This window comes from Streptomyces sp. NPDC059852, from assembly GCF_042731455.1.
Classification (GTDB): Bacteria; Actinomycetota; Actinomycetes; order Streptomycetales; family Streptomycetaceae; genus Streptomyces.
Window position 1 is genome coordinate 1 of the sequence record NZ_JBHWJK010000045.1, and the last position, 20,005, is coordinate 20,005.

19 protein-coding genes and 1 tRNA gene are annotated in these 20,005 nt (G+C 71.4%); 14 read left to right on the forward strand and 6 right to left on the reverse strand.

Annotation, left to right across the window (positions count from 1 at the left end; translation table 11 throughout):
- The first annotated feature begins 144 nt into the window (after positions 1-144).
- Positions 145-2,829: a SpoIIE family protein phosphatase gene (locus ACFV46_RS33090; RefSeq protein WP_385500920.1), complete on the forward strand. Its 2,685-nt coding sequence runs from the start codon at positions 145-147 to the stop codon at positions 2,827-2,829.
- Positions 2,830-3,187: 358 nt separating this feature from the next.
- Here the strand turns inward: ACFV46_RS33090 and phoU are convergent, their stop codons facing one another.
- The gene (gene phoU / locus ACFV46_RS33095; RefSeq protein ID WP_361922667.1) at positions 3,188-3,889 is read right to left on the reverse strand and encodes a phosphate signaling complex protein PhoU; all 702 of its coding nucleotides are present in this window, start codon (positions 3,887-3,889) and stop codon (positions 3,188-3,190) included.
- A gap of 480 nt (positions 3,890-4,369) precedes the next feature.
- Between phoU and ACFV46_RS33100 the strand changes: the two genes are divergently transcribed.
- A complete protein-coding gene (locus ACFV46_RS33100; protein ID WP_361922670.1) occupies positions 4,370-5,647 on the forward strand; it encodes an ATP-binding protein in 1,278 nt (425 codons plus the stop codon).
- Positions 5,644-6,324 (forward strand): response regulator transcription factor, encoded by a 681-nt coding sequence (locus tag ACFV46_RS33105; RefSeq protein WP_062669081.1) that lies wholly within the window; start codon positions 5,644-5,646, stop codon positions 6,322-6,324. The genes ACFV46_RS33100 and ACFV46_RS33105 overlap by 4 nt, the downstream gene beginning before the upstream one ends.
- Before the next feature lie 81 nt (positions 6,325-6,405).
- On the opposite strand, the gene ACFV46_RS33110 is transcribed toward ACFV46_RS33105, so the two are convergent.
- The gene (locus tag ACFV46_RS33110; RefSeq protein ID WP_385500922.1) at positions 6,406-7,101 is read right to left on the reverse strand and encodes a DUF461 domain-containing protein; all 696 of its coding nucleotides are present in this window, start codon (positions 7,099-7,101) and stop codon (positions 6,406-6,408) included.
- A gap of 615 nt (positions 7,102-7,716) precedes the next feature.
- On the opposite strand from ACFV46_RS33110, the gene ACFV46_RS33115 reads away from it, so the two are divergent.
- The 6 genes from ACFV46_RS33115 (at position 7,717) to ACFV46_RS33140 (ending at position 14,139) form a co-directional block, all read left to right on the forward strand.
- Positions 7,717-8,199, forward strand: a complete 483-nt coding sequence (locus ACFV46_RS33115) for a CarD family transcriptional regulator (RefSeq protein ID WP_003953493.1) — start codon at positions 7,717-7,719, stop codon at positions 8,197-8,199.
- 350 nt (positions 8,200-8,549) lie between these two features.
- Positions 8,550-9,338: a 2-C-methyl-D-erythritol 4-phosphate cytidylyltransferase gene (ispD, locus tag ACFV46_RS33120; RefSeq protein ID WP_385500924.1), complete on the forward strand. Its 789-nt coding sequence runs from the start codon at positions 8,550-8,552 to the stop codon at positions 9,336-9,338.
- On the forward strand, positions 9,328-9,834 hold the full coding sequence (gene ispF, locus ACFV46_RS33125; RefSeq protein ID WP_361922679.1) for a 2-C-methyl-D-erythritol 2,4-cyclodiphosphate synthase: 507 nt from the start codon (positions 9,328-9,330) through the stop codon (positions 9,832-9,834). Before ispD ends, ispF begins: the two co-directional genes overlap by 11 nt.
- 78 nt (positions 9,835-9,912) lie before the next feature.
- Positions 9,913-11,310, forward strand: coding sequence for a cysteine--tRNA ligase (gene cysS / locus ACFV46_RS33130; protein ID WP_361922682.1), 1,398 nt, complete (start codon positions 9,913-9,915; stop codon positions 11,308-11,310).
- Between the two features lie 100 nt (positions 11,311-11,410).
- On the forward strand, positions 11,411-12,352 hold the full coding sequence (gene rlmB, locus ACFV46_RS33135; protein ID WP_361922685.1) for a 23S rRNA (guanosine(2251)-2'-O)-methyltransferase RlmB: 942 nt from the start codon (positions 11,411-11,413) through the stop codon (positions 12,350-12,352).
- A 206-nt stretch (positions 12,353-12,558) separates the two neighbouring features.
- Positions 12,559-14,139 (forward strand): DoxX family protein, encoded by a 1,581-nt coding sequence (locus tag ACFV46_RS33140; protein WP_385500926.1) that lies wholly within the window; start codon positions 12,559-12,561, stop codon positions 14,137-14,139.
- Between the two features lie 90 nt (positions 14,140-14,229).
- On the opposite strand, the gene ACFV46_RS33145 is transcribed toward ACFV46_RS33140, so the two are convergent.
- From ACFV46_RS33145 to ACFV46_RS33155, 3 genes are all read right to left on the reverse strand, one after another.
- Complete coding sequence (locus ACFV46_RS33145; RefSeq protein WP_361922691.1) at positions 14,230-14,961, reverse strand: nucleotidyltransferase family protein; 732 nt, start codon at positions 14,959-14,961, stop codon at positions 14,230-14,232.
- A 114-nt stretch (positions 14,962-15,075) separates the two neighbouring features.
- Positions 15,076-15,534 carry a hypothetical protein gene (locus ACFV46_RS33150; RefSeq protein ID WP_376727078.1) on the reverse strand — a complete coding sequence of 153 codons (459 nt, stop codon included), beginning with the start codon at positions 15,532-15,534 and terminating at the stop codon, positions 15,076-15,078.
- Positions 15,535-15,742: 208 nt separating this feature from the next.
- Positions 15,743-16,834: an ABC transporter ATP-binding protein gene (locus ACFV46_RS33155; RefSeq protein ID WP_151784672.1), complete on the reverse strand. Its 1,092-nt coding sequence runs from the start codon at positions 16,832-16,834 to the stop codon at positions 15,743-15,745.
- A 215-nt stretch (positions 16,835-17,049) separates the two neighbouring features.
- Here ACFV46_RS33155 and ACFV46_RS33160 point away from each other — a divergent pair.
- From ACFV46_RS33160 to ACFV46_RS33180, 5 genes are all read left to right on the forward strand, one after another.
- Positions 17,050-17,124: transfer RNA gene (locus tag ACFV46_RS33160), tRNA-Thr, on the forward strand.
- A gap of 189 nt (positions 17,125-17,313) precedes the next feature.
- Entirely contained in the window at positions 17,314-17,550 is a 237-nt protein-coding gene (locus ACFV46_RS33165) for a hypothetical protein (RefSeq protein WP_283292516.1), read from the forward strand.
- 128 nt (positions 17,551-17,678) lie between these two features.
- A complete protein-coding gene (locus ACFV46_RS33170; protein ID WP_361922698.1) occupies positions 17,679-18,050 on the forward strand; it encodes a hypothetical protein in 372 nt (123 codons plus the stop codon).
- 273 nt (positions 18,051-18,323) lie between these two features.
- Positions 18,324-18,704: a hypothetical protein gene (locus ACFV46_RS33175; protein ID WP_361922701.1), complete on the forward strand. Its 381-nt coding sequence runs from the start codon at positions 18,324-18,326 to the stop codon at positions 18,702-18,704.
- A gap of 235 nt (positions 18,705-18,939) precedes the next feature.
- A complete protein-coding gene (locus ACFV46_RS33180) occupies positions 18,940-19,287 on the forward strand; it encodes a hypothetical protein (protein WP_361922704.1) in 348 nt (115 codons plus the stop codon).
- A 99-nt stretch (positions 19,288-19,386) separates the two neighbouring features.
- Here the strand turns inward: ACFV46_RS33180 and ACFV46_RS33185 are convergent, their stop codons facing one another.
- A complete protein-coding gene (locus tag ACFV46_RS33185) occupies positions 19,387-19,680 on the reverse strand; it encodes a hypothetical protein (RefSeq protein ID WP_361922707.1) in 294 nt (97 codons plus the stop codon).
- Positions 19,681-20,005: the final 325 nt, after the last annotated feature.

The window sequence follows — 20,005 nt, forward strand, 5'->3', positions numbered from 1 at the left end:
CGCATACATCCAGTATGCGGACGTCCCTCCGCCTTGCGATGCACCGCATCCGACGCCGCGCGCTGATCCACCGCGGATTACGGGACAGCCCTTAGCGTGGACACGCCGTAGCCAGCAGAAAACGCCGATGGTACAAATAGCGACATGTCGGACCGATTCGACCGGTGGACGCGAGGGCGATGGCGCTCGCTGGTCGGCAGGAGCCCTCGGAGTGTCGCCGGTCAGGTGTTCGTGCTCCAGGTGGCGCTCGTCCTGCTGCTCGTGGTCTGCGCCGTCGTCGCCCTGATCCTCCAGTCGAGCCGCGACACCCAGACCGAGGCGAAGCGCCGTTCCGTCGCCGTGGCCCAGACGTTCGCGCACGCGCCGGGCGTCCTCGCGGCCCTGCGGTCGGAGAGCCCCTCCGAGGTGCTCCAGCCGCTCACCGAGGCCGGGCGCGGCGCCGCCGGCGTCGACTTCATCGTCGTCATGGACACCAACGGCATCCGCTACACCCACCCCCTGCCCGACCGCATCGGCAAGCGCTTCGTCGGCACGATCGAACCGTCCCTGGCGGGCCAGGTGTACACGGAGAGCGTGCAGGGGCCGCTCGGCAAGGAGGTCCAGGCGACCGTCCCGATCGAGAACGGCGACGGCAAGGTCGTCGCCCTGGTCTCGGCCGGGCTGAAGGTCAAGAGCGTGACCGGTGAGGCGTACCGCCAGCTCCCGATCATCCTGGGCGCCGGCGCCGGGGCGCTCGCCGTCACCGCGGGCGGCACCGCCCTTGTGAGCCGGCGGCTGCGGCGCCAGACCCACGCCCTGGCCGCGGACGAGATGAACCGCATCTACGAGCACCACGACGCGGTCCTGCACTCGGTACGGGAGGGCGTGCTGATCGTCGACGACGGCCGGCTGCTGCTCGCCAACGACGAGGCCAGGCGCCTGCTGGAGCTGTCCCCGGACGCCGAGGGCCGGCATGTGGCGGAGCTGTCCGGACTGGAGCCCGAGACGGTGGAGCTGCTCGTCTCCGGCCGCGAGGCCACCGACGAGGTGCACTTCGCGGGCGACCGCCTGCTGGCGATCAACCAGCGGCACACCGACCGGGCCGGCCCCCGCGGCACCGTGGTCACCCTCCGCGACACCACCGAGCTGCAGGCCGTCTCCGGCCGCGCCGAGGTCGCCCGGGAACGCCTCAAGCTGCTGTACGACGCGGGCCTCGGCGTCGGCACCACCCTCGACGTCATCGGCACCGCCGAGGAACTGGCCCGGATCGCCGTCCCCCGCTTCGCCGACTTCGTCACCGTCGACCTGGCCGACGGCGTGGTGCAGGGGGAGGAGCCGACGCTCACGGCGACGGACCTGCGGCGCGTCGCCGCGCACGGCATCCGCGACGACCACCCGCTCTACGAGGTGGACCGGCTCATCGACTTCCTGCCCACCACCCCGCAGGCCCGCGGCTACGGCACGGGCCGCTCCGTCCTGGTCGCCGACCTCGCGACCGCCGCCGACTGGCAGGCGCAGGACCCGGAGCGCACCCAGGAGATCCTCGACTACGGCATCCACTCCCTCATCGCCGCGCCGATCCGGGCCCGCGGCGCCGTCCTGGGCCTGGTCAACTTCTACCGCGGCAAGGAGCACGAGGCGTTCGACGGCGAGGAGCTGTCGCTGGCCGAGGAGCTGGTGGCGCGGGCCGCGGTCAGCATCGACAACGCCCGCCGCTTCACCCGCGAGCACACCATGGCGGTCACCCTCCAGCGCAGCCTGCTGCCGAGGGCCCTGCCCGAGCAGAGCGCGCTGGACGTCGGCTCCCGCTACATACCGGCGCAGTCCGGGGTGAGCGGTGACTGGTTCGACGTGATCCCGCTGCCGGGCAGCCGGGTCGCGATGGTCGTCGGCGACGTCGTCGGGCACGGCCTGCACGCCGCCGCCACCATGGGCCGGCTGCGCACCGCCGTGCACAACTTCTCGACGCTCGACCTGCCCCCCGACGAACTGCTCAGCCACCTCGACGACCTCGTCGGCCGGATCGACCAGGACGAGGCCTGCGCCGACCGGGCCGCCGTCGTCGGCGCCACCTGCCTGTACGCGATCTACGACCCCGTCACCCGCCGCTGCGCCATGGCGCGGGCCGGCCATCCGGCGCCCGCCCTGGTCGCCCCCGACGGCGAGGTCACCTACCCCGACCTGCCGGGCGGGCCGCCGCTCGGCCTCGGCGGGATGCCGTTCCGCACGGCGGAGTTCGACCTGGCCGACGGCACCCAGCTCGCCCTCTACACCGACGGCCTCATCGAGGACCGCACCCGCGACCTCGACGTCGGCCAGGAGATGCTGCGCCAGGCCCTGACCGGCCACCCCGAGCGGTCACCGCAGGACAGCTGCCGCGCGGTGGTGGACGCACTGCTGCCGGCCGGCCCGAGGGACGACGTGGCCCTGCTGATCGCCCGGACGAAGGCGCTGCCGGCCGACCACGTCGCCACCTGGGACGTGCCGCCCGACCCGTCCGCCGTGGCGGGGGTGCGCGAGACCGTCTCCGCCCGGCTGGCCGAGTGGGGCCTGGCCGAGCTGGAGTTCGTCACGGAACTCGTCCTGAGCGAGCTCGTCACCAACGCCATCCGCTACGGCGGCGAGCCCATCCGGGTACGGCTGATCCGCGACCGGGTGCTGACCTGCGAGGTCTCCGACTCCAGCAGCACCTCACCGCATCTGCGGTACGCCGCGACGACCGACGAGGGCGGCCGCGGACTCTTCCTGGTCGCCCAGACGACCGAGCGCTGGGGCACCCGGTACACCTCGCAGGGCAAGGTCATCTGGGCCGAGCAGGCGCTGCCGGGTGCCCTGGACACGCCACCCTGACCAGCGGCTACGTCCTCACCCGCACGGGCACGGACTCAGTCGCACGGGCACGGACTCACCCGCACTGACACGGGTTGCCGGACTGGCACCCGCACCCGCAGCCCGAACCGCAGCCGCAGGCCCCGAACAGCGGGAGGCTCCGGACGTCGGCGGGCTGCTCGGTCGGGCGTTCCCGTGTCGGGTCGGGCGTCGTGGCGGGGGTGCCGGGGGATTCGGCCATGGTCGGTCCCTCCCTAGAAGGCTGGTGCCTGTGCCCATTGCATGCCCGCCCCGCTGGGCGCATCAACGGCGCACGGAGGCTCGTACGCGCCCGGAGCGGACCCCGCGAGCCCCGGCCGGACCCGCACACCGGCCCGCCCTACACCCCGTCCGTCCCGGAGGCCGGCTGGATCTCGGGCTGGACGTCGGCCTGGAGCTCGTCGGCGTGCTCACCGGTGACCAGGTAGACGACCCGCTTCGCGACCGCCACCGCGTGGTCGGCGTACCGCTCGTAGTAGCGGCCGAGCAGCGTCACGTCGACCGCCGTCTCGATGCCGTGCTTCCAGCGCTCGTCCATCAGGTGCTGGAAGAGCGTGCGGTGCAGCAGGTCCATCTCGTCGTCGTCCTGCTCCAGCTGCAGCGCGAGGTCGACGTCCTTGGTGACGATCACCTCGGCCGCCTTCGCCATCAGGCGCTGCGCCAGCTGCCCCATCTCCAGGATGGTGGCGTGCAGGTCCTGCGGGATCGCCCGCTCCGGGTAGCGCAGCCGCGTCAGCTTGGCCACGTGCTGCGCCAGGTCGCCCGAGCGCTCCAGGTCCGCCGACATACGCAGGGACGTCACCACGATCCGCAGGTCGGTCGCGACCGGCTGCTGGCGGGCGAGCAGGGCGATGGCCCGGGCCTCCAGGTCGTGCTGGAGGTCGTCGACCTTCTGGTCCGCCTCGATGACGCTCTCGGCCAGCTTCAGGTCGGAGTCGAGGATGGCCGTCGTGGCGCGCCCGATCGCCGACCCGACCAGCCGGGCCATCTCGACCAGTCCGTCACCGATCGAGTCCAGTTCCTCGTGGTACGCGTCCCGCATCAGGGTCCCTCTCTCACATCTGCCTCAGGGGGTGGGCCCGGCAGCCCGTCGTCTCACCGGAAAAACCGCTTGGCCGGGTGTCCGACAGTCCTACGGTCGTGCCCTATGACAGTAGGACCGTCGACAGTCGTACGGTCGGGAGGAGGACCGTCCGACAGCACTACGGTCCGACGGCCCTACGGTCAGACTGCACTACCGTCCAACAGCCCTACGGTCCGACAGCACGACAGCAGGAAAGTCCGACGGCCCTACGGTCCGACGGTCGGGAAACCATCCGTGCGATCGTCGTTCCGATCCGCCGAAGGCCGCCCCGGAGCCGCCGTACCGCTCCCGACGGTCCCACGATGCGGGCGGTACGCGTCCGTTTCCGCCACCCCCGGTGAACCGGCCCCGTCTCCCAGGTGAACTCTGGGCGACGAGTGTCGGAGGTCGCACTCCGGCGGCTGTGGGCATGACCTGGCCCATGCCTAACCTGGACGCATGGACGTGAACGCGGCGGTCGCCGCAGCGGCTGCGATCGCCGGGGTGCTCACCGGTGTCATCGCCATGCTGGCGTTCCGCTGGAGCGAACGCGATCTGAAACGCCCCACCCGCACCTCCCTGCACACCGACCCCGTCCTGCCGCCCGGCGTGGACACGGTCCTGTCGGTGCTGCGCTCCTCCGCCGTCGTCCTCGACGAGGGGGACGCCGTGGTCAAGGCCAGCTCGGCGGCGTACGCCCTCGGCCTGGTCCGCGGCGGCCGGCTGTCGGTCGAGCCCATGCTGCAGATGGCCCGCGACACCCGGCGCGACGGCGAGATACGGCAGGTCGAGCTGGACCTGCCGCGGCGCGGCACCGGCCGCGGCGAGGCCCTCGCCGTGTCGGCGCGCGTCGCGCCCCTCGGCTCCCGGCTGGTCCTCCTGCTGGTCGAGGACCTCACCGAGGCCCGGCGCATCGAGGCGGTCCGCCGGGACTTCGTCGCCAACGTCAGCCATGAGCTGAAGACGCCGGTCGGCGCGCTCTCCCTGCTCTCCGAGGCCGTCATGGACGCCGCCGACGACCCGGAGGCCGTCGAGCGCTTCGCCGGGCGCATGCAGATCGAGGCGACCCGGCTCACCAACCTGGTGCAGGAGCTCATCGACCTCTCCCGGGTGCAGAACGACGACCCGCTGGAGGACGCCGAGCCGGTCCGGGTGGACGAGCTCGTCGCCGAGGCCATGGACCGCTGCCGGCACGCCGCCGGGACCAAGCAGATCACCATGGCCGCCGGGGGCACCGCCGACCTCAGGATCTGGGGGAACCGCGGCCAGCTCGCCGCCGCGCTCGGCAACCTCGTGGAGAACGCCGTCAACTACTCGCCCGCCCGCACCCGCGTCGGCATCGCCGCACGCCGGGTCACCGCGCCGGGCGGCGACCACGTCGAGATCGCCGTGACCGACCAGGGCATCGGCATCTCGGACAAGGACAAGGAGCGCGTCTTCGAGCGCTTCTACCGCGTCGACCCGGCCCGCTCCCGTGCCACCGGCGGCACCGGTCTCGGTCTGGCGATCGTCAAGCACGTGGCCGCCTCGCACGGCGGGGAGGTCACGGTGTGGAGCTCGGAGGGACAGGGCTCCACCTTCACCCTGCGGCTGCCGGAGGCGGGCGCCTCCCGCGACCGCGCCCAGCAGCAACCCGGTCCCGACGACGAGGCCGGGTCCGCAGCCCCCACGCATTCCCGCACCACCCCCGAGTCAGCCGCGTACGAAACGCTTTCCGCCCCGGAGGTCCTTCCGTGACCCGAGTGCTCGTCGTCGAGGACGAGGAGTCCTTCTCCGACGCCCTGTCGTACATGCTCCGCAAGGAGGGCTTCGAGGTCGCGGTCGCGACCACCGGCCCCGACGGACTCGACGAGTTCGAGCGCAACGGCGCCGACCTCGTCCTCCTCGACCTGATGCTGCCGGGGCTGCCCGGTACGGAGGTCTGCCGCCAGCTGCGCGGCCGCTCCAACGTCCCGGTGATCATGGTGACCGCCAAGGACAGCGAGATCGACAAGGTCGTCGGCCTGGAGATAGGCGCCGACGACTACGTCACCAAGCCGTTCTCCTCCCGCGAGCTGGTCGCCCGTATCCGGGCCGTCCTGCGCCGCCGCGGCGAGCCGGAGGAGGTCACCCCGGCCGCCCTGGAGGCGGGCCCCGTCCGGATGGACGTCGACCGGCACGTGGTCACGGTCTCCGGCGCCAAGATCGACCTCCCGCTGAAGGAGTTCGACCTGCTGGAGATGCTCCTGCGCAACGCCGGGCGGGTCCTCACCCGGATGCAGCTCATCGACCGGGTCTGGGGCGCCGACTACGTCGGGGACACCAAGACCCTCGACGTCCACGTCAAGCGTCTGCGCGCCAAGATCGAGCCGGACCCGGGCGCGCCCCGGTACCTGGTGACCGTGCGCGGCCTCGGCTACAAGTTCGAGCCGTAGACCGGCCCGGACCGTACGGACACGCCGAAGGGCGGGATCCCGCGTGTGCGGCTCCCGCCCTTCGGCGTGTCTACGGCGCTCTCAGTGCCCCGCGGCCGACTGGGAGGCGCTGTCGGAGGGCAGCACGGCGGTGCCCGTCTCCTCCGTACCGGCGCCGGCGCTCGCCGTGGAGTCCGCCGAGGCGTCGCCGCTCGGCGTGCTGCCGGCGGTCGGGGAGCCGGTGGCCGAGCCGGACGGCTTGGCGCCCGCCTGCGGGGCGGACGGGATCGCGCTCGGGCCCCAGCTCTCGAAGTAGCCGTCGGCCGGGACGACGAGGGCGCGCAGGCTCACGTCACCGGTCTTGCTGAAGGTGAAGGTGATCGCCTGGGCGTTGCCGTCCTGGATGCTCTCGCGGCCCTTGGGGAGCACCGCGGCGGCGTTGTCCTTGCCGCCGAGGATGAGGGAGCCGCCGGCCGGGATGGTCAGGCTGCCGCCCTTGGCGGGCTTGAGCTCGGCCTCCTCGCCGGAGTCCTTCACCTTGACCGAGTCCAGCGTCTGGGCGGTGTCCCCGGAGTTGAACAGGGTGGCGGAGACCACGGCGGGGCCGGTGGACTCCAGCTCGGGCTGGGTCACCACGATGGCGTTCTGGATCTTGATGGCTCCGACGCTGGTGGCGGCGTTGTCCGGCTTGATCTGCAGTGTCTGCGCGTTGTTGCCGGCGGCGCACGCGGCGAGCGACGTCATCGAGAACGCGAGGGCGGCGGCGGCGAGGGCGCCGCGTCGAAGGCTGCTGCTCACGGCGGCGGCAACTCCTTGACTCGAACGGGGCGGGCGCGTGAAGCCGCCCTAAGTGTCTGTCAGCGGCCTCAGGTTACCGAGCCGTTCTCGCGCCGCCGCACCCGACCCTCCCCTGAGCGGCCAACTGCCACCGAAGGTCCCTCTTGCACCACCCGTGCCTTCACCCACTTGTGCTCCGGCCGCCGCATTGCCCGTGAGCTGGTCGGTCATTCACATAAGGAGCGCCGCGGCGCGGCTCGCGGCATTTCTGTGAAGGAATGCGCGGACACCCCGGAATTGATCACCGGACGTACCGCCGACCGGGTAGTGATCAATTCCGGAATCGGCCGGGACCCGACTCGGGACGCCGAACGGAGTAGCGGAAGTCGCACACATGGAACCGGACATTTGTGTACGTTAGGTCACTCGTGGGCAGGCTCGGAGGCGCGTAACGCGTGCGTTTCGGCCCGCCCGCAGAGCCCCTCCGACCTGCGAATACCTGCTTCCGTTCAGCCCGCGCAGCACGTTCCTGTTGGAGTTGTCAAGCCCTGAGATATGCCCTGACCTGCGAAAACGCCATTCAGAACCGCCCGTTTCCGTGTTACCCTGGATAGCCACGGAAGGGGTACCTGTCACATGACGTTCAAGGTTGGCGACACCGTGGTCTATCCCCATCACGGGGCCGCGCTGATCGAGGCTATCGAAACTCGTCAGATCAAAGGCGTGGACAAGACCTACTTGGTGCTGAAGGTCGCCCAGGGTGACCTGACGGTACGTGTGCCAGCGGACAATGCGGAGTTCGTCGGCGTACGTGATGTGGTCGGTCAGGACGGGCTGGACCGGGTCTTCGAGGTGCTGCGCGCGCCGTACGCCGAGGAGCCCACGAACTGGTCGCGTCGTTACAAGGCAAATCTGGAGAAGCTCGCCTCCGGCGATGTCATCAAGGTCGCGGAAGTCGTGCGTGACCTGTGGCGTCGTGAGCGCGAGCGCGGACTGTCCGCCGGTGAGAAGCGCATGCTCGCCAAGGCCCGGCAGATCCTGGTGAGCGAGCTCGCCCTCGCGGAGAACACGAACGAGGACAAGGCCGAGGCCCTGCTCGACGAGGTCCTCGCGTCCTGACGCGGTCCATCCGCCTCAGCTCAGCACCAGCCAGTGCTGTGTGATCGCAGCTGTGTGATCGACAAAAGGTGTGATCGACCAACGTTGTGATCCAAAAAAGTGCCGCGGTGCCCGATGACCTTCCAGTCGCCGGGCGCTGCGGCATGTTCGCACTGCGCTGACGTCTGATCTCGGGGGCGCCCCCGATACTGGATGTGCCGGGCCCGGGCAGCTGGCTCGACCGACTGTCACGGAAGGGTCCGGTCAAGGTGTCGCGCCCGGCACTCCCCCCAGCTCAGGCTGACGCTCGAGCGGGGGGCACGCCCAGGCCATACCCACCTGGGCCGAGCACACAAACCTGACAGGAACCGATGTCCGACGAATCGCGTCTCTCGCCCCCGCACGAGCGCGCCGGCACCCGCACGGCCGTCGTGATCCCGGCCGCCGGACGGGGTGTGCGCCTCGGTCCGGGCGCCCCCAAGGCGCTCCGCGCGCTGAACGGCACGCCCATGCTCATCCACGCCGTCCGCGCCATGGCGGCCTCGCGTTCCGTCTCGCTCGTGGTCGTCGTGGCCCCGCCCGACGGAGCCGCCGAGGTCAAGAGCCTGCTCGACGCGCACGCGCTGCCTGGGGACACCCCCGGCGGCAGCTGGGGGAGCACCGACTTCCTGGTCGTGCCGGGCGGCGAGTCCCGGCAGGAGTCCGTCCGGCTCGGCCTGGACGCGCTGCCGCCGGAGCACGACATCGTCCTGGTGCACGACGCGGCCCGCCCGCTGGTCCCCGTCGACACCGTGGACGCCGTCATCGAGGCCGTCCGCGACGGCTCCCCGGCCGTCGTGCCCGCCCTGCCGCTCGCCGACACGGTCAAGGAGGTCGAGCCCGCCGAGGTGCCCGGCACGCCCGAGCCGGTGGTGGCCACCCCGTCGCGCGCCCGGCTGCGCGCGGTGCAGACCCCGCAGGGCTTCGACCGCGCCACGCTGGTGCGCGCGCACGAGACCGTGACCGAGGACGTCACCGACGACGCGAGCATGGTGGAGCGGCTCGGCCTGACCGTCGTGGTCGTGCCCGGCCACGAGGAGGCCTTCAAGGTCACCCGCCCCCTGGACCTGGTGCTCGCCGAGGCGGTCCTCGCCCGCAGGAGGCTCAACGATGGCTTCTGAGACGCCCCCGCCGCTGCCCCAGGTGGGCATCGGCACCGACATCCACGCCTTCGAGGACGGCCGCGAACTGTGGTGCGCCGGCCTGAAGTGGGAGGGCGAGGGCCCCGGGCTCGCGGGCCACTCCGACGCGGACGTCGTCGCCCACGCCGCCTGCAACGCGCTGTTCTCGGCGGCCGGGCTCGGCGACCTCGGACAGCACTTCGGCACCGGGCGCCCGGAGTGGTCGGGGGCGCCGGGGACCGTCCTGCTGACGGAGGCCGCCCGGATCGTGCGCGAGGCCGGCTTCCGGATCGGCAACGTCGCCGTGCAGGTCGTCGGCCCCCGCCCGAAGATCGGCAAGCGCCGCGACGAGGCCCAGAAGGTCCTCTCCGAAGCGGCGGGCGCACCGGTGTCGGTGTCGGGTGCGACGACGGACGGCCTCGGCTTCCCCGGCCGGGACGAGGGCCTGATGGCCGTGGCGACGGCGCTGGTCGTGCGGGTCGCCGGGGACGGCTGACGGCGGCGGCGGCGCGGGACGGCGGCGAATCGCAGCCAAGGCACCGGGCAGGGGGATCGGCCCACTACCCTAGGTGTCGTGACTATTCGGCTGTACGACACCAGCGCCCGGCAGATCCGTGACTTCACCCCGCTCAAGCCGGGCTGTGTCTCGATCTACCTCTGTGGCGCCACCGTGCAGGCCGCGCCGCACATCGGGCACATCCGCTCCGGTCTCAACTTCGACATCATGCGCCGCTGGTTCGCGTACCGCGGCTATGACGTGACGTTCATCAGGAACGTCACGGACATCGACGACAAGATCATCACCAAGTCCGTGGAACAGGGCCGCCCCTGGTGGGCCATCGGCTACGAGAACGAGCGCGCCTTCACCGACGGCTACACCGCCCTCGGCTGCCTCCCGCCGACGTACGAGCCGCGCGCCACCGGCCATGTCACCGAGATGGTCGAGATGATGCGCGGCCTCATCGAGCGTGGGCACGCCTACGAGGCGGACGGCAGCGTCTACTTCGACGTCCGCTCCTGGCCCTCCTACCTGGAGCTGTCCCGGCAGGACCTCGACGAGATGCGTCAGCCCACCGAGGAGGGCATCACCGGCAAGCGGGACCCGCGCGACTTCGCGATGTGGAAGGCCGCCAAGCCCGGTGAGCCCGACTGGGAGACGCCGTGGGGCCGGGGCCGTCCCGGCTGGCACCTGGAGTGCTCGGCGATGGCCCACAAGTACCTGGGCTCCGCCTTCGACATCCACGGCGGCGGACTCGACCTGATCTTCCCGCACCACGAGAACGAGATCGCCCAGGCCAAGGCCTACGGCGACGAGTTCGCCCGGTACTGGCTGCACAACGCCTGGGTCACCATGAGCGGCGAGAAGATGTCGAAGTCCCTCGGCAACAGCGTGCTGGTGTCCGAGATGGTCAAGCAGTGGCGCCCGATCGTCCTGCGCTACTACCTGGGCACCCCGCACTACCGCTCGACCATCGAGTACAGCGAGGAGGCACTGCGCGAGGCCGAGTCCGCGTTCGCCCGGATCGAGGGCTTCGTGCAGCGCGTCGTGGAGAAGGCCGGTGTCGTCGAGCCCTCCGCCGACGTGCCGCCGGCGTTCGCCGAGGCGATGGACGACGACCTCGGGGTCCCGCAGGCGCTCGCGGTCGTGCACACGACGGTCCGGCAGGGCAACAGCGCGCTGGCCGCCGACGACAAGGAGGCCGCCGTGGCGCGCCTCGCCGAGGTCCGGGCCATGCTCGGTGTGCTGGGCCTGGACCCGCTCGACGCGCACTGGGCCGGTGAGACCGACCGGGGCGAGGACCTGCACGGCGTGGTGGACACCCTCGTCCGGATGGTCCTCGACCAGCGCGAGGCGGCCCGCTCCCGCAAGGACTGGGCGACCGCGGACGCCATCCGCGACCAGCTCAACCAGTCCGGGCTCGCCATCGAGGACAGCCCGCAGGGTCCGCGCTGGAGCCTCGGCCCGCGCTGACCGGACCGGCTCCCGGGGAAGATCGATTGTGCCGCCCGGCCCTCCGGGCGGCACACTGCACAGTACGTACTTTCGAACGCTCACGACAGACAGGTAGGTCATGGCCGCGAACAACCGCCGCATGTCCGGCAAGAAGGGCGCGCAGGTCGGCAGTGGCGGCCAGCGACGCAAGGGTCTCGAAGGCCGGGGTCCGACGCCGCCCGCCGAGATGCGCAAGGGCCACAAGAAGAACCGCGTCGCCAACGCCAAGGCGAAGCAGACCGTCCGCCGTCCCGCGCCGCGCGGCCGCGGTGGCAAGGGCACCTCGGAGCTGGTCGTCGGCCGCAACCCGGTCGTCGAGGCGCTGCGCGAGGGCGTGCCCGCCAGCACCCTCTACGTGCAGCAGTTCATCGACAACGACGAGCGCGTCCGCGAGGCCCTCCAGCTCGCCGCCGAGCGCGGCGGCATCAACCTGATGGAGGCCCCGCGCCCCGAGCTGGACCGTATGACGAACGGCCTGAACCACCAGGGCCTCGTCCTGCAGGTCCCGCCGTACGAGTACGCGCACCCCGAGGACCTGGCGGGCGCCGCCGCCGACGCCGGCGAGGACCCCCTCATCGTCGCCCTCGACGGCGTGACCGACCCGCGCAACCTGGGCGCGGTCGTGCGCTCGGTGTCCGCGTTCGGCGGTCACGGCGTGGTCGTGCCCGAGCGGCGCGCGGCGGGCATGACGGCCGGTGCCTGGAAGACGTCCGCGGGTACGGCCGCCCGGACGCCGGTCGCCCGGGCGACGAACCTGACCCGGGCGCTGGAGGCTTACAAGAAGGCGGGCCTCGTGGTCGTCGGTCTCGCCGCCGACGGGGAGGCCGACCTCGGCGAGCTGGAGGCCCTGGACGGCCCGGTCGTCATCGTCGTCGGCAGCGAGGGCAAGGGCCTGTCGCGGCTGGTCGGCGAGACGTGCGACGTCCGGGTGCGCATCCCGATGCCCGGTGGCGCGGAGTCCCTCAACGCCGGTGTGGCGGCGGGGATCGTGCTGTACGAGGCGGCTCGCCGGCGCCGCTGAACACCTGTCCGTGGGGTCACCCGTGCGGGCTAATTGTGCTGACAGTGGTGCGACCTGCGCATCCTTGACGCGGTCCGGACACATCGGACCGGTCAAGGCAGTGTCCTAACCTCGCGTCACTCGGTTAGTTGAGTGTGGACACCAGAACACCCCGCACTCCCACGGGGGACCGCTCGTCGGGATACGACGACGCTCCCGCGCTGAGCATGGTGAAGGTGCCGAGCGATCCGGCGCAGATCATCGTCAATCACGCGAGCTTCCGCGTGCTGCTGGGCGCGTCCACCGGGCGCCCCACGTCCCAGCGGATCGCACGGCACCTGAGCGCCACCGAGGATCCCGCCCGCGTGCCCGCCGCCGGCGCCGCGGGCGCGGCGTCCGGCGCCCGGCGCCGGGTGTCCGTCTGGAACGGCATGTCGGCGCCCGACGACACCGGCGCCCACCGCCTCCTCCAGGCCGCCCGGGACGGCAGCGTCCGGCACGGTGACGAACCGGACCCCTACGGGGGCGGCACCCAGGTCATCCCGCGCGTCGACGTCGGCGCCGGCTACGTCGGCGGCTACGGGGACGGCGGCTACGACGACGACCTGACCCGGACCGTCGAGACCCCGATCGTGGGCGCGCAGCGCACGCACGACGAGTCCCTGGAGACCCGTCTGCTGCCGCACATGCGCACGGTCGAGAGCGCGTACGACGAGGAGTTCGCGTACACCGCCGACGACTTCGGGCCGCAGGACGACGACGGCGAGCCGGACGACGGGACCGAGGCGGCGCCCCGGCGCTCCGGCGACGACAACGCCCGGCACGCGTACTACCCCGGCCGCCGGATGAACCTCGGCGTCGTCCTGCTCCCGCTGCGCGTCTTCCTCGGCTTCATCTCGATCTACGCCGGCATGGGCAAGCTGTGCGACCCCGTCTACTTCGACGGCGGCAAGCGCGGCTCCATGGTGACCTGGCTCAACACCCTGCATCCGTGGGAAGTCGCCGAGCCGCTGCGCCAGTTCGCGCTCGCGCACCCGGTCGGCTCCGGCCTCGTGATCGCCTTCTTCCAGGTCATCGTCGGCGTCCTGACGGTCCTGGGGTGCTGGCAGCGGGTCGCCGCGGTCGTCGGCGCGCTGCTGTCCGCCGCGCTGCTGGTCACCGTCAGCTGGAAGAGCGTCCCGGCCTACGACGCGCCCGACATCATCTACCTCGCCGCCTGGTCCCCGCTGATCATCGCCGGCGCGCCCGTCTACTCCATCGACGGACGCCTCGCGGGCATGGCCTGGCGCCGGCTCGGCCCCCGCTCCGACATCTGGGAGCTGCGGCAGTACGTGCTGCGCCGCGGCGCCCTGATCACGGCCCTGGTGACCGGGCTGACCCTGCTCGTCGGCTCCCTGCTCGGCGGTGCCGTCCGCGACGCCGACCGTGTGGTGGTGCCCGGCCCGGGTGAGGCCCCGCGCAACGAACTGCCGGGCTCGCCCCTGCCGCAGGAGCCCCACAAGCGGCACCGGAAGGCGCCGTCGGCCTCCAACTCGCCGACGCAGGGGGCCACGTCGGGCGCCGCGTCCCCGTCCGGCGCCGCGAGCGCCCCGGGCGCCACCCGGGAGACCGGCTCGACCGGGGTCGGGACACCCAGCCAGACGCAGGGGACGGCCGGGCAGGCGCCGCCCCAGCAGTCGTCGCCGACCGACCAGGAGCCCGGCACCACCGACCCGACGTCCGGCGGCCCGACCTCCGGCGGAGGCGGCTCCACGGGCGGCGGCTCGGAGCCGGACCGGCCCGGTCTGGTGGGCGGTCTGCTGGGATAGCCGGCACCGCAGGACGCCGAAGGGGCCCCGGACATCTCGTCCGGGGCCCCTTCTCGCCGCGTGGGGCCGTCATACGGCCGCCGGGGGCCCTCAGCGGCCCAGGGCCGCCAGCTCCTTCGCGGCCTCCGTGAGGTCCTTCGCGGTGTCGATGGCCCTCCAGTACGCGCCCTGCGGGATCGGAAAGCCGTACAGGCGCCGTTCGCGGGCGAGATGGGGGAACGTGGTGCGCTCGTGGTCGCCGCGTTCGGGCAGCAGGCCGGCGAAGGCGGGGGAGAAGACGTAGACGCCCGCGTTGATCTCGAAGGTCGACGGCGGGGCCTCGATGAAGTCCGTGATGTGCCCGAAGCCGTCCGTCTTCACGGCACCCCAGGGGATACGCGGCCGCGCGAGGGCGAGGGTGGCGACGGCGTCGCGCTCGGCGTGGAAGTCGGCCATGTCGCGCAGCGAGAAACGCGTCCAGATGTCGCCGTTGGTGGCGTACCAGGGCTGGTCGGGGTGCGGGAGATGGGCGGCGGCATACTTCAGACCGCCGCCGCGACCGAGGGGCTCGGTCTCGACGACGGTCGTGACGCGCACCGGCAGGTCCGCCGACTTCAGCCAGTCCTGGAGCACCTCGGCGAGATGCCCGCAGCTGATCACGACGTCCGTCACGCCCTCCTCGGCGAGCCAGACGAGCTGATGGCCGATGATCGGCGTCCCCGTGCCGGGGATCTCGACCATCGGCTTGGGCCGGTCGTCGGTGTACGGGCGCAGCCGGGAGCCCTGGCCACCGGCCAGGACGACGGCTTGAACGGGGCGGGACGCGGCGTTCGGATCAGTCATGACCGCACTGTACGCGGCGCCCCGCTCCCCGCACGCGCGGGAAACCTGCCCGCCATCGGCCGTAACCGCCCGGAAGCGCGCGGGTGCCTCCGTGGAGGCACCCGGTCGGCGTGATCAGCGGTGAGCGGCCGCCACCCCCGACGCGAACGCGGTGTCGCAGACGGGCCGGGCGAACGACTGCGCGCGGTTCGGGCCGTAGGCGTGGACCGCGGCGCGGCCGAGGGCGCGGGCGATGGACGCGCAGTGCCGGCCCAGCGACGGACGCTCGTCGACCGCCTGCTGGAGGTGGGTCAGGGCGACCCCGGGGTTCTTCTCCTGCAGTTCGGTCAGCAGCCGGTCGCGCAGCACGTCCTGCGGAGCGCGCGGGGCGGCGTTCTTCGCACCGCCGACGCTCGTGACGTCGGTCGCCGTGAGCACCGAGTCCGAGGAGTTCCCCGACCAGTTGACCCGGGTGACCGCGAGTGTCCCGGAGAGCACCAGGACGACGGGCAGGACGAGGGCGAGAGTGCGGCCGAGCTGGCGGGCGGGGCCCCGGTGGCCGCGTCGTGTCTGTTGGGTGGTGGAGTGCTTCACGCGAGTGAGGGTAGCGTTCAGTGCGGATATGGCGACATTTAGTCACCGGTTCGAGGGACGGCCAGTCCCCTTTCGTGGGTTGCGTGTTGACGCACACCATTCGAAATGACCGGTATGCCGGGGTATTTGTCGACATGGAAAAGGGCCCCGCAGCGGTCTGCGGGGCCCTCCTCGTTCACCGCGGGTGCCTCACCCGGTGATCGCCGCCTCAGTCGGACAGGCGCGCGCCCGTCGACGTCGAGAAGACGTGGGTCTCACCGGAACGCGGGACGATGTGCAGCGTGCTGCCCTTCTCCGGGACGTCACGACCGCTGACGCGGACCACGAGGTCCTTGGAGTCGTCGCCGCCGACCTTGGCGGAGCCGTAGACGTAGGCGTCGGCGCCGAGCTCCTCGACCACGTTCACCGTGACGGCGAGACCCTGGTCCGACTCGGGGCCGGCGACGTCGAAGTGCTCGGGGCGGACACCGACGGTGACCGTCTTGTCGGTGGTCGCGGAGAGCGCGTCACGGTCGACCGGGACGACGGAGTTGCCGAACTTCACGCCGCCGTCGGCGATCGGGACCTCGACCAGGTTCATGGCCGGGGAGCCGATGAAGCCGGCGACGAACAGGTTGGCCGGACGGTCGTACATGTTGCGCGGGGTGTCGACCTGCTGGAGCAGACCGTCCTTGAGGACCGCCACACGGTCGCCCATCGTCATGGCCTCGACCTGGTCGTGGGTGACGTAGACGGTGGTGATGCCGAGGCGGCGCTGCAGCGACGCGATCTGCGTACGGGTCGAGACACGGAGCTTGGCGTCCAGGTTGGACAGCGGCTCGTCCATGAGGAAGACCTGCGGCTCACGCACGATGGCGCGGCCCATCGCCACACGCTGACGCTGACCGCCGGACAGCGCCTTCGGCTTGCGGCCGAGGTACTCGGTGAGGTCGAGGATCTTCGCGGCGTCCTCGACCTTCTGGCGGATCTCGGCCTTCGGCACACCGGCGATCTTGAGCGCGAAGCCCATGTTGTCGGCGACCGTCATGTGCGGGTACAGCGCGTAGTTCTGGAACACCATGGCGATGTCCCGGTCCTTGGGCGGCAGGTGCGTGACGTCGCGGTCACCGATACGGATGGCTCCGGCGTTGACGTCCTCGAGCCCCGCGAGCATCCGGAGCGAGGTGGACTTGCCGCAGCCCGACGGGCCGACCAGGACGAGGAACTCCCCGTCCGCGATCTCGATGTCGAGTGCGTCGACGGCGGGCTTGTCGGAACCCGGGTAGATCCGGGTCGCCTTGTCGAACGAGACAGTGGCCATGGTGAATGGGCCCCCTTCTACCGGCAGGAACGTGCCGGACGATCCGTTGTAGGAAGGTGGTTGGTGTAGTCCACATGTGCGGACTGGCACTGGACGCTACCTGGCGTTCGCCTGGTCTGTCAGTACATGGAGCATGTGAACTTCGCGGAAATTTTCGACGGAACCCGCCGCTGAGGTGGGTACACTGCACGGGCGCGTGCGTACACCGCGCGCATGCCTCCTTAGCTCAGTTGGTCCAGAGCGGCTGTCTTGTAAACAGCAGGTCGTCGGTTCGAATCCGACAGGGGGCTCCCACAACTGCGGGGCGGTGACTCGAAAGAGGCCGCCCCGCACGTCTTTTCCCGTCCCCTTTCACACCCCCATGTCCCGTCCGGAACACGGGACATACGCCGCCATGGAATAGGATCGCTACTGCTAGTGTTCACGCAGTCACCGTGGGCAATCAGCCTCAGCTCCATGTAATGAAATCCGAGGGTTCCATGCGCAAGCTCCACCAGGTCATGATCGCCGCTGCCGCCGCCGGCGGGCTCACCGCCATCGGCGCCGGTACGAGCGTCGCCCACGACGCCACGCCGTCCGTGACCGACATGTACCGCCCGTACCAGGAGTGCAGCCCGCAGACCGTGGCCGCCACCGATGTCCCGATCGCCGTGCTCGGTCTCTCGGAGACCTTCGACACCACCTGCGGTCAGTTCAACAACGCCTTCACCCGCTGACGGTCGGCGGCGACGTCGTGCGCGACGCCTTCCGCGGGCCCCTTCGGAGTCACCCCCGAGGGGGCCCGTTCCTGCGCGGCCCTCGGGAAGGCGCGTCCGGGCCCACCCCCACGAAGGAGACGCAAAACATGTTCAACGGCAAGAGGATCGTGGCTGTCTCGGGGCTGCTCGGCGGCCTCGCCCTGGCCGGCATCGGCGCCGGGCAGGCCCAGGCCGCGGCCCCGGCCTGCGCCCTGGACGCGCAGGGCAACATCATCTGCACGCAGACGGTCACCGGGCAGACGCCCGACGGCGAGGACTTCGTCCTGCGGCGCAGCGTGAACTGCCAGCCGTCGCAGCCCCTCACCCTGCCCGCCCCCGGCGTCCTGTCCAACGGGAAGACCCGGATCGGCCCCCAGATCACCTGCGCCGACATGAACGAGCCGGCGCCCGCGGCGGCCCCCGCCGACAGCGGTGAGCAGAACGAGGTGAGCCCGCTCATCGCCCGCCTCCTGGGCTGAGCGGACGACATCGGTACGAAAAAAGCAGCGGCCGGCCGGAATCAGGGAGACCTGATCCGGCCGCCGCTTTTTCACGCGGCAATTCGGCATTGGGGTGACCGTGCCTTCCGGGCCGTGACCCGGACCCCGGGTGATGTCGTTTTCCCTTGAAGGAGAACGCCGCCGACACGCCTCCCGCGACAGTGAAAGATCCCAAATTGCTACGGATTGACTGTATATGCTCACATTAAGTAGTCAACCAGGGCTTCGTGCCCGGGAAGAAAGGGTCAATCCATGCGCAGGTTTCAGCGCGTCGCGGTGGTAGCCGCGGCTGTTGCGGGGCTGTCCGCCTTCGGTATCGGTGCCGGTACCGCTTTCGCCGGCGAGGGTGAGTGGGAGGGGCAGTTCGTCACCGCGGTGGCCAACTCCTCGGCCAACGCCGTCGCCACGGCGGGTGTCCCGCAGGCCGAGAAGGCCGACGCTCCGGAGGCCGCTCCGGTCGCCGCCGAGCCGCAGGTCGCGCCGGAGGCCGCTCCCGTCGCCGCCGCTCCCGAGGCTGCCGCTCCCGAGGCCGCTCCGGTCGCCGCTCCCGAGGCCGCCCCTGAGGCTGCCCCGCAGGCCGCTCCCGAGGCCGCCGCCCCGGAGTACGGCTACGGCGAGTACGCCGCCAAGTAAGCATCTCCCCGCGGGAACCGGTGCACGAGATTCAGGGCCTCACACCGGCTTCCCCCGGTACGCCGCAGGCGGTGTGCCGGTGAAACCCTCAGCGACTCGCAGCCCGGCCGCGCGGCAGACCCTTCGGGGTGCGCGGCCGGGCTGCGGCGGTGCCGTCGCCGGGCGCGTCCGAGTTCGCGCGGGCGACGGGTTTTTCGTAACTCGACCATCTCCAGGACAAAGAGGAACGCAGCACATGACCGGTCGACAGAAGATCGCAACCGTCTCGGGGCTCATCGGAGCGCTCGCCGTCCTCTACGGCGGTGCCGCACCCGCGTTCGCGGACGACTCCAAGGGGGTCTGCACCATCACGTCGCAGGGCGACATCGTGTGTGTGAAGAAGAGCGAGGTCGTCCACAAGGACAAGCGTGACGGCTACGTGCTCCAGCAGAAGCAGGACTGCTCGACGACCGAGCGGCCGCGCTTCGTCGGCGTCGACGGCAGGGCGGTGGACGAGGGCGCCACGGACTCGGGTCCCGTCGTCGAATGCAACAACCGGGCGGAGCTGCCCAAGGGGTTCAAGCTCCCCAAGTTCGACTTCTGACGCCCGCCGCGCGCCGGCCCCCCGGCCGACATGAGAAAGCCGGACCCGGAGTGATCCGGGTCCGGCTTTCTCGTTCCGCGGGGAGAGAACTCCCTTACGTCACTTGCCGAAGGCGCTGTTGTTGCAGCCCATGGAGGAGCCGAGGCCCGTCTCCTGCGCGCCGGGGTTGCCTTCGCCGTTCAGCAGGTTGCCGCCCAGGCCGTTGGCGATGCCGACCTGGCCCAGGATGTCGACGTTGGCGTCGTGCGAACGGCAGTTGCTGCTCTGCAGGACGCTGACGCTGCTGCCCTTCTGGCCCCAGCCGCCCTGGTCGGCCTGCGCGGTGCCGGCGCCCAGGAGTCCGACGGTGCCGAGCGCGGCGACCACGACGGCGGCCTTGTGGAGCTTGTGCATGTTCATCTCCGGTGGAGTGGAGGGGGTTGCGATCCGTAACAGACCGCGTTCGTACAGTTACGGAGACTAATAAGAAGTATTTCAAAGCAATGGGCGGCGCGCCAGAATTCGGAAATCTCTCACCGCGTTGGCCGATGGCATGTGAATTCGGCGTGCGCGCCCCTGAATTGTGGGCAAAAAGCAGTCCCGGGGCCGGGCGGGCGGGGGGGGGGGGGGGGCGGGCGCCGGGGGGGGCGCGGGGGCCGCGGGGGGGGGGGGGGGGGGGGGGCCATCGTCGGCCGGTCGCGACGCTACCGGCCCGGACGTAGGCTTGACGCGGGGCGAA

Bases quoted from the DNA above. Each gene is read 5' to 3' on its own strand.
- ACFV46_RS33090 (WP_385500920.1), top strand. From the start codon at position 145: ATGTCGGACCGATTCGACCGGTGGACGCGAGGGCGATGGCGCTCGCTG.
- phoU (WP_361922667.1), bottom strand. From the start codon at position 3,889: ATGCGGGACGCGTACCACGAGGAACTGGACTCGATCGGTGACGGACTG.
- ACFV46_RS33100 (WP_361922670.1), top strand. From the start codon at position 4,370: ATGGACGTGAACGCGGCGGTCGCCGCAGCGGCTGCGATCGCCGGGGTG.
- ACFV46_RS33115 (WP_003953493.1), top strand. From the start codon at position 7,717: ATGACGTTCAAGGTTGGCGACACCGTGGTCTATCCCCATCACGGGGCC.
- ispD (WP_385500924.1), top strand. From the start codon at position 8,550: ATGTCCGACGAATCGCGTCTCTCGCCCCCGCACGAGCGCGCCGGCACC.
- ispF (WP_361922679.1), top strand. From the start codon at position 9,328: ATGGCTTCTGAGACGCCCCCGCCGCTGCCCCAGGTGGGCATCGGCACC.
- rlmB (WP_361922685.1), top strand. From the start codon at position 11,411: ATGGCCGCGAACAACCGCCGCATGTCCGGCAAGAAGGGCGCGCAGGTC.
- ACFV46_RS33140 (WP_385500926.1), top strand. From the start codon at position 12,559: ATGGTGAAGGTGCCGAGCGATCCGGCGCAGATCATCGTCAATCACGCG.
- ACFV46_RS33145 (WP_361922691.1), bottom strand. From the start codon at position 14,961: ATGACTGATCCGAACGCCGCGTCCCGCCCCGTTCAAGCCGTCGTCCTG.
- ACFV46_RS33155 (WP_151784672.1), bottom strand. From the start codon at position 16,834: ATGGCCACTGTCTCGTTCGACAAGGCGACCCGGATCTACCCGGGTTCC.
- ACFV46_RS33165 (WP_283292516.1), top strand. From the start codon at position 17,314: ATGCGCAAGCTCCACCAGGTCATGATCGCCGCTGCCGCCGCCGGCGGG.
- ACFV46_RS33170 (WP_361922698.1), top strand. From the start codon at position 17,679: ATGTTCAACGGCAAGAGGATCGTGGCTGTCTCGGGGCTGCTCGGCGGC.
- ACFV46_RS33175 (WP_361922701.1), top strand. From the start codon at position 18,324: ATGCGCAGGTTTCAGCGCGTCGCGGTGGTAGCCGCGGCTGTTGCGGGG.
- ACFV46_RS33180 (WP_361922704.1), top strand. From the start codon at position 18,940: ATGACCGGTCGACAGAAGATCGCAACCGTCTCGGGGCTCATCGGAGCG.
- ACFV46_RS33185 (WP_361922707.1), bottom strand. From the start codon at position 19,680: ATGCACAAGCTCCACAAGGCCGCCGTCGTGGTCGCCGCGCTCGGCACC.